Annotated in this window: 10 protein-coding genes; 5 read left to right on the top strand and 5 right to left on the bottom strand. The window is 59.7% G+C overall.

Annotated features, from left to right (window positions below; all coding sequences use genetic code 11):
- Window positions 1–5 precede the first annotated feature (5 nt).
- The 4 genes from EWE75_RS16150 to EWE75_RS16135 all read right to left on the bottom strand — a co-directional run bounded on the left by EWE75_RS16150 (window position 6) and on the right by EWE75_RS16135 (window position 5,484).
- The gene (locus tag EWE75_RS16150; protein ID WP_165388416.1) at window positions 6–1,202 is read right to left on the bottom strand and encodes an acyl-CoA dehydrogenase family protein; all 1,197 of its coding nucleotides are present in this window, start codon (window positions 1,200–1,202) and stop codon (window positions 6–8) included.
- Window positions 1,203–1,307: 105 nt separating this feature from the next.
- A complete protein-coding gene (locus EWE75_RS16145; RefSeq protein WP_130159159.1) occupies window positions 1,308–2,693 on the bottom strand; it encodes an aromatic ring-hydroxylating dioxygenase subunit alpha in 1,386 nt (461 codons plus the stop codon).
- A gap of 5 nt (window positions 2,694–2,698) precedes the next feature.
- Window positions 2,699–4,246: an AMP-binding protein gene (locus EWE75_RS16140; protein WP_130159129.1), complete on the bottom strand. Its 1,548-nt coding sequence runs from the start codon at window positions 4,244–4,246 to the stop codon at window positions 2,699–2,701.
- A complete protein-coding gene (locus EWE75_RS16135) occupies window positions 4,243–5,484 on the bottom strand; it encodes a thiolase family protein (protein ID WP_130159128.1) in 1,242 nt (413 codons plus the stop codon). The genes EWE75_RS16140 and EWE75_RS16135 overlap by 4 nt, the downstream gene beginning before the upstream one ends.
- Before the next feature lie 151 nt (window positions 5,485–5,635).
- On the opposite strand from EWE75_RS16135, the gene EWE75_RS16130 reads away from it, so the two are divergent.
- The 4 genes from EWE75_RS16130 (at window position 5,636) to EWE75_RS16115 (ending at window position 9,457) form a co-directional block, all read left to right on the top strand.
- Window positions 5,636–6,595: a VOC family protein gene (locus EWE75_RS16130; RefSeq protein ID WP_130159127.1), complete on the top strand. Its 960-nt coding sequence runs from the start codon at window positions 5,636–5,638 to the stop codon at window positions 6,593–6,595.
- 14 nt (window positions 6,596–6,609) lie between these two features.
- A complete protein-coding gene (locus EWE75_RS16125) occupies window positions 6,610–7,317 on the top strand; it encodes a TetR/AcrR family transcriptional regulator (protein WP_130159126.1) in 708 nt (235 codons plus the stop codon).
- Between the two features lie 11 nt (window positions 7,318–7,328).
- Window positions 7,329–8,153 carry an SDR family NAD(P)-dependent oxidoreductase gene (locus EWE75_RS16120; protein WP_130159125.1) on the top strand — a complete coding sequence of 275 codons (825 nt, stop codon included), beginning with the start codon at window positions 7,329–7,331 and terminating at the stop codon, window positions 8,151–8,153.
- Between the two features lie 281 nt (window positions 8,154–8,434).
- Window positions 8,435–9,457, top strand: a complete 1,023-nt coding sequence (locus EWE75_RS16115; RefSeq protein WP_130159124.1) for a LacI family DNA-binding transcriptional regulator — start codon at window positions 8,435–8,437, stop codon at window positions 9,455–9,457.
- Window positions 9,458–9,574: 117 nt separating this feature from the next.
- On the opposite strand, the gene EWE75_RS16110 is transcribed toward EWE75_RS16115, so the two are convergent.
- Complete coding sequence (locus EWE75_RS16110) at window positions 9,575–10,624, bottom strand: 2OG-Fe(II) oxygenase (RefSeq protein WP_130159123.1); 1,050 nt, start codon at window positions 10,622–10,624, stop codon at window positions 9,575–9,577.
- Between the two features lie 422 nt (window positions 10,625–11,046).
- On the opposite strand from EWE75_RS16110, the gene EWE75_RS16105 reads away from it, so the two are divergent.
- Window positions 11,047–14,256, top strand: a complete 3,210-nt coding sequence (locus EWE75_RS16105; protein ID WP_130159158.1) for a TonB-dependent receptor — start codon at window positions 11,047–11,049, stop codon at window positions 14,254–14,256.
- Window positions 14,257–14,362: the final 106 nt, after the last annotated feature.

Genomic DNA, 14,362 nt, shown 5'->3' with positions numbered 1-14,362 from the left:
GCTTCTCAATACAGGCCGGGCGGAATGACGTTCGGCGTGATGCCCAGCAGAGAGCGTCCGTACACCTCGTATCCTAGCTGGGGCAAGAACGCGATGTGCCGCGACCCGACACCGATGTCGCGCCAGAAACGCTGCAGGTCATTCTTGGTCATAAAAGCCGCGCTGCCGGCGATATGCATCATCTTCTCGACCGAAGCACTGATCAACTCGAACGCCGCCGCATGCTCGCCCTTTAGCCTGGCCCGTTCCTCGAGGCTCAATGCGGCGCGGTCGATAGCCGTAGCGTCCAGAAGCGCGGTTGCGCCAAGGATAGTTTGGCGCGCGACGGAAATCTTAGCCGCAGCCGCACCAATCTCCATTTGGACAACCTGCGAACTCGCCGCCGGATTATGCGTCGTGGTCACGACAGGCTTGACCGCCACCTGCGCTTTCAGCAACTCCAGCATAGCCTCGGCGGCGCCGACAAACATTCCTGCCGACGTGGTACGGATCAGCGTCGTAACGGGCCAGTAATCCGATGGAGCGCCGAAATGGCGACGGTCGGGATCCTTATACTCGAACGATTTTTCGACCGGCACGAATCGGTGCTTGGGCACGAAAACGTCTTTGGCCACCGACGTATCGGATCCCGTTCCCTGCAGGCCCGCCGTATACCAGGTGTTCTCGATCTCGAAATCGGAACGCTTGAGGTAAACCATGTTGCCGTGCTTCAGACTTCCGTCTTCGCATCGAAGCGCGACGCCATACTGACCCCAATTTGCCTGCCGGCTGCCCGAACTGTAAGGCCAGGCCCCGTTGACGATGTACCCGCCATCGACTGGAACGGCGACACCTGGCGGGGTCGCGCCGCTTGAAATCCGGGGGATGCCTGGCCCAAAAAGCTCCTCTTGAATTTCATCGGATGTGAGGCTGGCAATCCAGCCGGTGCCGTTGAGAATTTGCACAACCCAAGCAGCAGACATATCCGCACGGCCAATTTCGCGCATAATCTCGAACATTGCCGTCGTGGACATCCCCAATCCACGCCAACGGCGGGGGACCATGATCCCCCAAAGTTTGAGGTCGTCAATGATCGCAACCACCTTCTCCGTGGGCGTTCGGCCGCGCTCACCAAGCGGCGCTTGCTCTCGAATGATGGGCGCTGCCTCGCGCAAGCGCTGCAGGATGTGGGGGAGCTGCTCATCGCCGAACCCGTAATCCATATCGGTCTCCGACCGCTTTAACATCGTAACCATCTCAATCGCTCCTGTAGGAAGGCAACCGGCCAGCGGCCCTCCATTCTTCACGCGCATGCAAACGTCCGCCCATCAGGAAGCGAGCGCATTCTTGTAGGCGACCCACCAGTTCCATTGCGTGTCGTCCTTGGTGAAACCGTCATAGACATGGCCGGGACCAGGCCAGTCCGCCGGCTTGGTGTGCTCACCGGTAATGGCCTGGTACTTCAGCGTGCCGCGGGACCCCATGACGCCTTTCGAAGACTGCGTTATCACGGACCATGTTTCGGTATCATCCTGCTCGATGACGCCTGAGGAGCCGACAGCCTGAACACCAACAGCGCGCATCCGGCGCTTCATGTCTTCCGGCGCATCCTTTTCCGCAAAAAGCCAGGTGTAGAGTTCCATCTCGTCGGGACCGAGAGGCTGGAACAGATGCATGCCGAGCAATCCGACAAATTCGCCGTTCACATCGGGAGCAAAGAGAAAGACGAAGCTTGCGTTGGGAAACAACCCCCCTGCCTGCAACGGCGATCGCGCAAGCACTTCGATCTGCCCCTCGTCCAGGTGGCGGTAAATTTGGGGAATCATTTCCCGCGTCAAGCCCGGCGGGGGCAGCCGATCGAGGCGCTCTTCGACGGAACATTTGTCGATATCGGTGCCCATAACCGCAGAAAATGTCATTTCTGGCGGGATGCAGCGTCCACCGTGCCCCTGATCGGTACTGATATTCTGGCCATACATCGCGGGCGCATTGTCGTAGATGGAATCCCCCGACCCACCCATTTGACCGGCCTCCATGAGCGAACGGTGAAGCGTCAGCGTGTGGAATCCATCGCCGGTGGACTGCTCCCCGGCGGTTTTCCAGTTGCCCCGGATCCGCACCCGTTGCGGTGGCCCGAGCACTTCCAGGCCGTTGTCCGTTCGGGCGACCAGCGTATCCATGTAATACTTCATATCGCCCAGGAAGTCGTCAAACGGCTCAGGATTTTCGTTCCATGTGGCGAAGATGAAGCCGTTATAGATGTGGACCTTGGCATTTTTCAGACCAAGCTCAGATTTCGGGGTCATCTTACCGTGCATTTGCTCTCGCTCGACGGGGGCGCCGAAGAAGCTTCCGTCCGACCTGAATGCCCAGCCATGATAGATGCAGCGGTGCAGCGCGGAATTTCCCGAATCGACGCCGCACACACGCATGCCACGGTGCGGGCAGACGTTGAGAAATACGTGAACATCGCCCGATGCAGCGCGCGAAACAATCACGGCATCGTTGCCGATTTTGCGCGTGACGAAATCGCCCGCTTTCGGGATTTCGGTGTCATGCCCAAGAAAGATCCACGTCTTCTGGAAGATCGTTTCCATCTCCATTTCATAGACTTGCGGATCGCTCATTACGCGCATAGAAACTTCTCTAGTCTCTTCGCGAACGAGCTCATTCGCAATTTGCTTTGCCGAATCCGGTGTTTTTTGAAAAATCATCGTGCTCATCCTGCGAAGTTATTATGCGTTTCTGACAACAACAAAGATACTACTTCCCTTTTTAATATCTTCCCATACGCGCTTTTTGGCAGTTCATTTAAAAAGAAATATTTCTTTGGCCTTTTGAACCGCGCGATACTTTCGAGACAAAGGGCGTCCAATTCCTTGAGCTTGATGGTCAGGCCATCCCTCGGAACCACCGCCGCAGCGATAATCTCTCCCCATTCGGCGTCCGGCAGGCCGACCACCGAGACTTCCCCGACATCGGGATGGGAAAGAAGCACTTCTTCCACTTCGCGCGGATAGACGTTCAACCCGCCGCTGATGATGACTTCCTTGGCGCGGTCGATCAGCGACAGCAGCCCATTTTCATCGAAAACGCCGATATCACCGGTGTGCAGCCATCCGCCCACTAGCGTGCTGGCGGTAGCTTCCGGCATGTTCCAATAGCTGCTCATCACCACGTCGCCGCGCACGACGACCATGCCCGGTTTTCCGGCGAGCGCTCTTTCCCCGTTGTCGTCCAGAATTGCGACTTCGACGCCGGAACGCACCCAGCCGGCACTTGCCATCAATCTGCCCAGCGCCTCTCCGCTCGCGGAGCCGTAGGCATGCGCCGGAACACCGCTGATCGTCATCGGAGACTCGCCCTGGCCATATATCTGCGCCAGACGCGGGCCGAGCACGGCAAGCGCCCGCGCCAGATCTTCGACATACATCGGAGCGCCACCGAAGAAGATCGTCTCGATTCCGCTTGCGACGGCAAGGCTGGCGGAAGCGCAGGCAACCAGGCGGTTGAGGAACGTGGGCGCCGAAAACAGATAGGCGTTGCGCCAATGGCTCGTCAGCCCAAGCACCCCTTCGGCGCTACGATCATCCGGTCCCGGGATGACATGGAGCGCGCCGCCAGCGGTAAAGGGAATCGCAAGCAATCCAGACGCGTGCGAGAGCGGCGCATGGTGGACGATACAAGCGCCATCTGATGGCGTGCCATAGTCACACAGTTGCGCCGTAGCCATTGCCCGCAACGCGCCGTGGCTCAACGTCGCGCCCTTGGGCTTCCCGGTCGTCCCGCTCGTATAGAAGATCCAGGCCGGATCCTGAGACTGCTTCTCCGCCGGCATCTGGTCGGTCGGCTCCACGTAGAGAGCCTGGAATCCCGCGCTCTCGACGTCGATGACCGCCCTGAGCGTATCGACCTTACCGAGCAACGTTGCCAGCCCGCCAACGTGATCGGCATCGCTGAAGCAGATGACCGCTCCGCTATCGGCGACGCAATGCTCGACCTCGCGAACCTGAAGGGCCGAGTTCACCGGCACGATGATCAGCCCGCGGTGCAGAGCCGCAAAGATCAACACGAGATAATCGGGAAGGTTCTTCATCGCCACGACGATGCGATCGCCGGGCTCGGCAATCTGGCCGAGGCCCTCCGAAAGCATCGTCACGCGGCGCCACAGACCGGAATAGTCCAGCAGTAGCTCCCGCCCGTGCGCCAACGCCGGAGCCGATGGCGTGATCGACGCGCTTCGCGACAGCAGCAGCGCGACGTTCACGATTGCGGCCTTTCGAGCACGGTGATGCAGACCGCCGCCTCTTCGACCGCCCGGAAGCCGCCGCCATTTTCGGCGATCGCGAGTCTTGCGCCTTCGACCTGGCGGCTGCCCGCTTCACCGCGAAGGTGCGTTACCAGTTCGAAAATCTGCGCGGCCCCCGTTGCGCCGATCGGGTGCCCCTTCGACACCAGACCGCCCGAGGGGTTCACGGGAATACGCCCCCCGATCCGCGTAGCGCCGCTTTCCGCCAGTTGCCCGCCTTCCCCGAAATCGCAGAACATGAGGTTCTCGGTCTGGAGGATCTCGGCAAACGACGTTGCGTCGTGAACTTCGGCGAGCGAAATATCCTTGGGATCGACGCCGGCCTGCTCATAGGCTGCAACAGCCGCGAGGTGGGAGACGTGCTGGCGATAGTCGCCAACCGGGCGATCGCGGCCGCTGCGCACGACGCTGGCAAGGACTCGCACCGCTCGGTTGGCGCCGAAACGCCGAAGCGCGCGCGGCGAACACACCAGAAGCGCCGCCGCGCCATCACTCACCGGAGAGCACATCGGAACGGTGAGCGGCCATGCGACCGGCCGACCGCCAAGAACCTCGTCCAGGCTGAATGCGTCGCGAAACTGCGACAGCGGGTTGAACACCGAATGCCCATGATTCTTGGAGGCGGCAGTGGCGATCTGCTCCACCGTCGTGCCGAACGTCTCCATGTGCCAGCGGGCGATGCCAGCATAGATTTCCATGAAAATGCTCTGCGCCTTCGGCAACCCACGCGCCGACTCGGGGATGACGCCGCGCCCCATCCCCGACATTAGCGCGCCGTTTTTCTCCGCGTTTGCCACATCCCAGCAGCCATCGAAGACCGCCGCGATCCGCTCCCGCTCCGGCACGAACATCTTTTCAGCGCCGACCACGAGCGCGACGTCGACTGCCCCATGCGCTACTTGTGACACGGCCAGCGACAGCGCGGTGGAGGAAGACGCGCACGCATTCTCGACGTTGATGATCGGCATTCCCTCGATCCCCGCGGCGGCAAGCGCGGTCTGTCCGCGCACGGCATGCTGGCCTTCGATCGCGCCCTGCCCGACATTCCCGAAAAAAACGACCTCGATATCAGACCGAGAGGCACCGGCATCGGCAAGCGCTGCCGCCACGGCCTCCGCCGTAAGCGATCGCAGCGTTCGGTCGGTATGACGGCCGAACGGCGTCATACCTACGCCAGCGACAAATGCCTCTCCCATCCGGGTCTCCCGTTCTCAAATTTGCCGGCACACGACCGTATCAAACAAATGTTTCGAACAGGGGTTTACACCAACGGTTTGGAACGGCAACATACTCGGCATTACAACGTGTCAGTACAGATGACGCGGCCATAGGATGAGGATAGGGCAGATGCTCGAACGAAGCTCCGATGGGGCGAGTGCGCTGGCGGCTTCACGCGTCGTCGCCGGGATCCATTCCCTGGACCATTTCGCGTACGATGTGCCCGACTTGAATGAGGCAGCCCAGTTTTACACGGATTTCGGTCTCGACGTGAAGCGGGTCGGCGACCACGGCCTGGAACTCTACACGTTCGGCAATCCGCATTGCTGGGCCAAGTTGACCCAGGGCCCTCACAAAAAGCTGCGCTATCTCTCCTTCGGCGCCTTCGAACGAGACCTCCCCCATTTCGAGAAGCGTGTTGACGAGGCGAACGTCGAACGCTGCGCGCCGCTGACACAGGATGGCGGCATATGGTTTCTTTCGCCCGACGGGCTCCCGCTGCAAATCAAGGCCTGCGAAAAGTCCTCACCGGCTGCAAAGACCGAGTTCAGCGCCACCAGTTCACCCCCTGGCAAAGCCGGTGCCGTTAGGAAGGCGATAGCGCCCGTGGCGAAACCGCGGCGTCTTGCGCACATCATGCTCTTCACCGCCAATATATCTGGCGCGATTGATTTCTACAGCCAGATCCTTGGCTTGCGCCTGTCCGATCGGTCAGGCGACATCGTCGCTTTCATGCACGGTATCCACGGCTCGGACCATCATCTTATCGCGCTCGCCGCGTCCGATCGTTCCGGGCTGCATCATTCGAGTTGGGACATGCCGACGTTCCACGACGTTGGGCTGGCCTCCCAACTGATGATCGAAAAGGGCCATTCGGCAGGTTGGGGATTGGGCCGCCACCTCCTCGGGGCGAATTATTTCTACTATGTGCGCGACCCCTGGATGAGTTTCGCGGAATATTCCGCCGATATCGATTTCATCCCTGCAGGCGCCGAGTGGCCGGCCGCCGATTATACGCCAGACGACGCCTTCTCGTTCTGGGGACCGCCACCGCCGCCGCAGTTCGCAGCGAATTTTGAACCGTTCTAAGGCCGGAGTGAGCCATGCTCGATGCAACCATCACAGCGCCGCTTCCTAATTCCGCTGAGCGACCGCCCAAGAGACCGAAATCGCTCGCCACCGGCGCGTCGAAACGGGCGCAATGCAGTCAGGCCTTGGAGAGAATCATCGAGGCATCTCGCCTTGAGTTCATAGCCATTGGCCCGGCAGCGGCAAAAATCGACACGATCGCCGCGCGTGCGAACTTAACACGGCAATCAGTCTATTATTATTACAAGAACAAAGAAGAAATATTCTACGACATCGTTATTCGTGAAACCGAGATGTTGGTAGAACAATTTGACCATTTGGATCTTGAAGGCGAAAAGCCGGACGCAGCAATCTATAAACTCCTTCTCGGCCTGGGAGAAAATGCAGATCAGGCACCAATCTTGTCCGCATTCATGGTCAGCCAGGCTTGCTTGCCTGGCTCTGACAAGAAGGCCAAGGCAATTTTCACGAAAATGATCCATAAAATTGTAGGCAGAGTGCAAATCCTGCTCGACCTCGGTGCCGAACAAGGCACGATACGGCAGGGAGTAGATGCCGCGAATTTCTTCGCTGCCGCCTGCATGATTACGTCTGGAGCGAAAAACAACAGACAGTCCTTGCAGATGATCTGTGATATTGACGTGAATGACGAGGACAGGATGACCTCGTGGCAGTTTTTTGCCGTTGATATTCTGATGCGGTCGATCAGAACGAATAATTAGGAGACTGGCTGATGGGACTTTTGGAAGGCAAGGTCGCCATCGTGACCGGCGCCGGCTCCGGCGTTGGCCGGGGCATCGCCCGACGCTTCTCGCGGGAGGGGGCATCGGTCATCATCAACGATATTGACGGCCCGGCTGCGGAACTGTGTGCGGATCAAATCCGGTCTGAATGGGGAGGCATGGCCCACCCCATCCTTGCCGATGTTTCCGATCAAGCAGCGGTCCAGCGTCTGATGGCGGAAACCGAAGCCACATTTGGCGGCGTCGACATCATCGTCAACAACGCATACCGTTCATCGGCCTATGTCAGGTTCGAGGACAAATCTTTGGAGGAACTGCAACAGGTCCTCGACGTCAATCTGAAGGGCACCTGGTTGATGATGCGGGAGGCGCTGCCCTATCTCCGCCGTCGCGACGGGGGCCGCGTCATCAACTTCTATTCGATCGATGCCGATGCAGGCGCATGGCTGCGGTCCGACTATATCGCGAGCAAGGCTGCGATCCAGGCACTGACGCGCGCTGTCGCGATCGAATGGGCGCGTTATAACATTCTGGTCAACTGCGTGGCACCCGTGGCCAAGGGCGCGGGCTTTCATCAGATGGTCGACCAGATACCGGACTTCGAAACTGCTGCGGCTGAAATGAACCCAAGTGGTCGCGTAGGAGATCCTGAAGAGGATATCGCGCCGGTAGCGGTGTTCCTCGCGTCGGACATGGCAAAATATGTCACCGGAGAAACCATCCACGTCGACGGCGGACTCCACATCACGCGATATAGGTCCGAACCAGCCGTGCTGCCGACACAAGATACTGCGTTTCGTCCCGGCGCCGCCTGAACCCGGAGCGTTTGAGCGCACATGCAAACCCGTTCGCCGGACCACGCCTATGAGGCAACGGAGGGGTGTGCCGATCGGAATATGTCAGCATCAATTTCGCGTTTTACAGCGGCGACTGTTGATTTCCTCCGAGGGCCGACCCGGGAGGCGCACAATTTTCACTGAGAAGTGGCCCATGTTCTGACCTCCCCCATTCGACTCTGCGTTGTCAACGTTATCAGGGACCCTAGCGCGCTTCTGCGCTTTCTGGTCTAGTTGGCAGAACTCAGGTCGGGACGGTGATGAAGCGAACAACGATTGTGGACGTCGGTCGCCTCGCTGGGGTGTCGACCAAGACGGTTTCTCGCGTTCTCAACGGCGGCCCCAATGTCAGCGTCGACGTCCAGCGGCGCGTGCGCGCAGCCGCCGAAGAGCTCGATTATCATCCAAATGTCTTCGCCCAAGCGCTGGTGCGGCGGCGTTCGCATATGATCGGGCTCGTCTATGAAAATCCAAGTCCCAGCTATGTAGTGGAGCTGCAGAGAGGCGTGCTTGAGCGCCTTACAGGCGAACGTTACCGACTGGTGGTCATCCCGGTCCGTTCGGTTCAGGAAAATGCTGCGGAGGTCGTTCGATTGCTGCGATCGGCTGCGCTCGATGGTGTGGTATTGGCGCCCCCGGCATCGGACAACCCCGTGATCCTGCGCCAGTTGAAGGAAGCGGGGATCTTCTGTGCGCGCATCGCGCCGACCCGGATGATTGATTCTGCACCGAGCAACCTCGTCGATGACGTCACTGCCGCGCGGGAGATTGCCGCTTACGTGATCGCGATGGGGCATTGTGAGATTGCGATAATTCGTGGCGATGCGACCCATCCGTCAAGCGAAGCGCGGATGTTGGGCTATACTCAAGCCTTCCATCAGGCAGGGATTGCGTTGAAATTCGATCAGATCGAACCCGGCTTATTCACTTATGAGAGTGGCCTCGCCGCAGGACGCGCAATTCTGAACCGGCCCAATCGCCCGACCGCCATTCTTGCCCAGAACGACGACATGGCGGTTGGCGCGATGATGGCGGCTCGGGAGCTTGGCATGCAGATACCCGAGCAGCTTTCCGTCGTCGGGTTTGACGATTCCGAGGTTTCGAGAATCATTTGGCCCCGCCTTACGACGGTGCGCCAGCCGGTGTTCGCAATGGCCGTAGCTGCCACTGATATGGTGATAGCCCAGCTTGAAGGGCGCGATCCGCTCGGCGAGGTTGTGCATTCTCATGAGCTGATGATCCGTGAGTCCGCCGCGCCGCCGCCCGGCCTGCGGGGCACCTGAAGCGACTGCCGACGAACGCTCACGCTATGCGGCGCGGACGCACCCGAACGTCTACCGTCTCGTGATCTTCCGGGAGGCTGCGACAGAGCGGCGTTTCGCCGCAAGTGTCACAGCCATTCAATCACAGCGAGGCGCGGAGCCATAGAGGAACGGCAGCGTGGCATACCGCCGTCCAGCGGTCATGCGGGTTACTTCGTGTAGCAGCGAGCAGGAGAAAGCGATCGCACCGCCAAGCGGAGCACGATACCGACGTGCCCCAAATTCAGGGAAGCGGAGCTCGCCGCCATCATAGTCGTCCGTGAGGTTGATCGTCACCGCGATCCGCCGATGCGCCGTGGCGCGAGTGGTATTGTCCCGGTGAGGCGCGAAATGCGCACTGTCCTCAGTATCATAGCAAGAAACGATGTAGCGCTCGATCTCCGTCGGTCGGTACTGGAAGCAGCGCTCGATCATCGGGACCAGCCGCGACATCACGGATTCCCGAAGCCGTGCCTGCACCGCTGCTGCTTGGATCATGTGATCGCGTCGACGCTTGATGTCGTGGTGGTGCACCTCCACCGTTCGATCGCCGACCTGCCGCATGACGCCGGTCTCTTGGCCGCCGTGACGTTTGTGGAGATCGACGAGTTCGGCGGCGAACTGGAGATCGAGGACGTTCGGCAGGATCAGCACCGGGGCGCTTATCTCGATCGCTGGGGCGTCGAGCTGTCGACGCAAGGCGGCCATCGCGTCCGTGCCAAATCGCAGCGAAAAAAGGCCGGTGACCCGCAGCGTCGGGTCGAGCAGAAGCCAGTACGGGTTGAACGTCACGCGTTGGGCATCTGGCTGAATTGCGCCGTAGAGTGCGCTGACCCGCCGGTCTGCGTCGATGAAGATCTGCATGCCGGAGCGTTGCAAGGCGGCGATCCGCCCGGAGACCAAGTCGTGCGGGTCGATCGTGACACCGAGGACTACGGCGCGGCGATCCTTCAAAAGGTCAGCGTTCGCTTCCACCAATCGCAAAGCAGCATCGGCAGCGGGATTTGCTGCGGAGCCGAAAAACAGCAGTAGCACATGCCGCCCGCCCGCCTTGTCGAAATCAGCGCCGGTCGCCTGCCCGAGCATGGGCGCGGTAAACCACGGCGCGGGTTCGCCGAGCGACAGCGGAGGTGAAAATGCATCGGACATTGCGGAGGCGACCCTGGAGCAAAGCCCGAGCCTAGACGAAATGATCCTCAGGTCCAGCCAGCGGGGCCACAGCCAGACGGACCGCCCAGATGCGAACTCGTAGCTGTGCCCGCGATGATTCCGGGTCGTGATGCAATTCTTCGCCGTGGCTCAAAAACCGGACACGGCGTCTTCGGGCCTCCGCGCCCCGCGCGACCTTTGGACTGTCAGGCTGTGTATCGCCGATGACGATAGCGGGTCCGATGTGGCAAATTAACAGCACAATGCTCCCAATCGTTTTTTATCACCGCGAAAGCATCAGCGACCCTGAAAGTCCGGTTGACAACGTAAGCCAATTTGATATCGCTACCAAGTCGACGAGCGGTCAAAAAGGGACGGCAGTCGCACAGCGACGCAGGGGTCGCGATCAGGAGGGGTATGTCATGAAGGATTCTGTCCGTTCGAGTTCGCTCGCGCGCACCACATCGACCATCGCACTCGCTATCGGGCTGATGCTGCCTGCAGGCGCCCTAGCGCAGACCGCGCCGACCGGCCCAGGCGCCGAGGCGACCAACGCTCAACCCGCTGCGACGGATATGGCCAGCACGCAGGCTCAGGCCAGCCCACCGTCTGCGGCGACGGCTGATGACATCGTTGTCACCGGCATTCGCGCCTCGCTTGAGCGATCGATCTCGATCAAGCGCAATTCCACGGGCATCGTCGATGCGATCTCGTCCGAAGATATCGGCAAATTCCCCGATACCAATCTTGCCGAATCCCTCCAGCGCGTCACCGGCGTTTCCATCAACCGTCGTAACGGTGAAGGCGCTCAGGTCACTGTTCGAGGATTTGGCCCGGACTATAACATGGTCACCCTGAATGGTCGGCAGCTTGCTGCGTCGGATCAAACCTCGGTCGGCGGAGAGAATGACTTCACGCGCAGCACCGGCCGCTCGTTCGACTTCTCCAACCTGGCCTCGGAAGGCGTGCGTACGCTGGAGGTCTATAAGACCGGTCGCGCCGCCATACCCTCGGGCGGTATTGGCGCTGCCATCAATGTCGTCACGCGCCGCCCGCTCGACGCGCGCGAAAGCGGGTTCAACGGTTCGATCGGCGGCAAGGTCGATTACGACACGAGCGCAGATGATTGCATCAAGTGCGGCAGCCATGCGACGCCGAATCTTTCCGGGCTGTTGAGCTGGTCCAACCCCGCGCAGACCTTCGGTGTGTCGCTGTTCGGCAGCTATCAAGTGCGTCATTTCTCTGCGATGAGCGCGTCGGTCAACGGATGGAACATCAGTTCGCTCGCCGACCTGCTTTCACCATCGGGCAGCCACGTCAGCGCCTCGACCAAGGTGCAGAACGCGCCGAGCGATCTTAACGCGCTGGTCGCGCGCCCAGACGACGCGCGCTACCATTTTGCCGAGGATAGCAACCAGCGGATCAATTTAAATGGTACGCTGCAATTCAAGCCCACCGATACGCTGACGCTGACCGCCGATGGCCTGTTCGCCCAAAACCGCGCCTCCGAACGCCGGTCCGATGAGGCCAACTGGTTCCAGGCGGCGCCGTTCGACGTGATCGGCTTCGATAAGGGCTACCAGGGCGTCTATACCGCGACGTACCTGCACGAAACCAATGGTGGCCAGAAGGACTCGGGTGCCGAGCAGCAATATCGCGCTCAGAAGAACGTGCTGAAAGATTTCGGCGGCAACATAAAGTGGGACGTGACTGATCACTTCACCCTGACGGCCGACGGTCATATCGGGTCATCCGACAGCACGCCCGACAATCCGAATGGCATGAGTTCGACGCTCGCGTCGATTAGCATCCCGACCCTCAATCAGCATAGCTGGGACTATTCCGGCAACGGTTTCCCCGTCCAGACCGTGCAGTTCCTCGATCCTCCGGGCGGCAAGGGCAATGGCAACGGCATTCTCGACGTGGGCGATCTCGGCAGCCAGGTCGGCCGCCAGATCGCGACCTCGTTGCGCCAGCGCATCAAGGAAGGTCGACTCGACGCCGGCTGGGATCTTGGTGGCGGCAGCCGCTTCGACTTCGGTGGCGATTACCGCGCCACCGATACGCGCTCGCAACAGACGGTCTATAACCAGACGCTCGGCGACTGGGGGAATTCCTTTCCTCGTGACGTTCAGGCGATCGCACCAGGTCAGGTGAATCAGTTCTGCCTCGTCTGCCAGTTCACCCATTTCGATCCGAAGGCCAGCGGCGACGATCTCGTCGCCTTCCGCACCGAAGATGCGACAAAACTGTATAACGCGCTCAGTAGCTATTACGCGGCGCATGGCCAGCCGGTCGCGATTAACGGATATAGTAACGACCGCATCAAGGAAGACATTTGGGCAATTTACGGTCAGTTCACCTGGAAGGGCGAGATTGCCGGACACAATGCAAGCATGGTCGCCGGTGCGCGTTACGAACATACGACGGTCAATTCGAGCGGAATCACCTATGCGCCGGCGGATATCCGGTGGCAGTCGGACAATGATTTCACGCAGGACCTGATTTTCGATACGAAGTATCTGCAAACGACGTCCGGTACGGGTAAGTACAGCAACCTACTTCCATCGCTGGATTTTCAGCTTGAGATCAAGCAGAACTTGATCGGTCGTTTTTCGTTCAGCAAGACGATTGCCCGGCCGACGTACAACAACCTGTTTACCTCGGCGAGCGTAACGAACCCGAACGATGCCACATTCGTGGGGGGGCAGGCCGGTGGCAGCCAGGGCAACCCTGGCTTGCTGCCACTTTCCTCGGACAATTTCGACGTTTCGCTGGAATGGTATTTCAAGCCTGACAGCTACATCTCGGTCGGCTTCTTCGATAAGCGCGTGCAGAATTTCATCGGCACGTCGGTGGTGAAGAAGTCGCTTTATGGTCTCCGCGATCCAACATCGGGCACGGGCGGCCGTTCGGGAACCGCGAATACGCAGTTGCAATCCATCGGTGCGGACGTCAACGACACCAATTTGTTCGTCTACACCGCTTTGCTCGACAAGTATCAGGGCAGCACGGCAGCCGCGACGCAGGAGTTTCAACAGAATTACAACGTTGCTAATCGCCAGTTGAATTTGGATTACGTTAACCTGGTCAACAACACCTATGATGTCGTCGCCAATTCCAACGATCCGTTCTTCCAATTCAACGTCAGCCAACCGACGAACAACAAGTCCGCGGAAATTTATGGCGTCGAACTTGCTGGACAGTATTTCTTTGGCGGTACGGGTATCGGCGTCGCAGCCCAGTACACGTTAGTCCGGGGAAATATCGCGGTCGATGTCGCTGCGCCGATCAATGCCGATCAGTTCGCGCTCGTCGGTTTGTCGGATACCGCCAACGCAACGCTAATCTATAATAAATACGGCATTTCGGCCCGGTTGTCTTACAATTGGCGCGACAAGTTCCTTTCGGCGGTGAATGCCGACGGGTTCCACAGTCCGCGGTTTACAGCGCCGCACAGCCAGGTCGATTTCAACGTCAGCTATGACATCACACCGCACATCGCGGTATCGGTCGAGGGTATCAACATCTTCGAGGACGGGCTGAAGGTCTACGGCCGTTCACCGAACGAGATCTTCTTCATGCAGGAGGGGACGGCGCGGTATCTCGCGGGCGCCCGCTTCAAGTTCTGACGGATCGCATCGGGCGATAAAGGGGGAGAGAGGAGCCGTCCGGTAGGCCGGCTCTTCTCTTTACCCGTTTTCGCCGCCACGATATCAACCTCGGGTCGAGTCGACC

The sequence above is a fragment of the Sphingomonas populi genome, from assembly GCF_004208535.1.
GTDB lineage: Bacteria > Pseudomonadota > Alphaproteobacteria > Sphingomonadales > Sphingomonadaceae > Sphingomonas > Sphingomonas populi.
Note: the sequence above shows the minus strand (reverse complement) of the source record. Positions and strands in the feature narration are given on the sequence as shown.

Excerpts from the sequence above, each read along its gene's own strand:
- EWE75_RS16150 (WP_165388416.1), bottom strand. The coding sequence starts at position 1,202 with ATGGATTACGGGTTCGGCGATGAGCAGCTCCCCCACATCCTGCAGCGC.
- EWE75_RS16145 (WP_130159159.1), bottom strand. The coding sequence starts at position 2,693 with ATGATTTTTCAAAAAACACCGGATTCGGCAAAGCAAATTGCGAATGAG.
- EWE75_RS16135 (WP_130159128.1), bottom strand. The coding sequence starts at position 5,484 with ATGGGAGAGGCATTTGTCGCTGGCGTAGGTATGACGCCGTTCGGCCGT.
- EWE75_RS16130 (WP_130159127.1), top strand. The coding sequence starts at position 5,636 with ATGCTCGAACGAAGCTCCGATGGGGCGAGTGCGCTGGCGGCTTCACGC.
- EWE75_RS16125 (WP_130159126.1), top strand. The coding sequence starts at position 6,610 with ATGCTCGATGCAACCATCACAGCGCCGCTTCCTAATTCCGCTGAGCGA.
- EWE75_RS16120 (WP_130159125.1), top strand. The coding sequence starts at position 7,329 with ATGGGACTTTTGGAAGGCAAGGTCGCCATCGTGACCGGCGCCGGCTCC.
- EWE75_RS16115 (WP_130159124.1), top strand. The coding sequence starts at position 8,435 with ATGAAGCGAACAACGATTGTGGACGTCGGTCGCCTCGCTGGGGTGTCG.
- EWE75_RS16110 (WP_130159123.1), bottom strand. The coding sequence starts at position 10,624 with ATGTCCGATGCATTTTCACCTCCGCTGTCGCTCGGCGAACCCGCGCCG.
- EWE75_RS16105 (WP_130159158.1), top strand. The coding sequence starts at position 11,047 with ATGAAGGATTCTGTCCGTTCGAGTTCGCTCGCGCGCACCACATCGACC.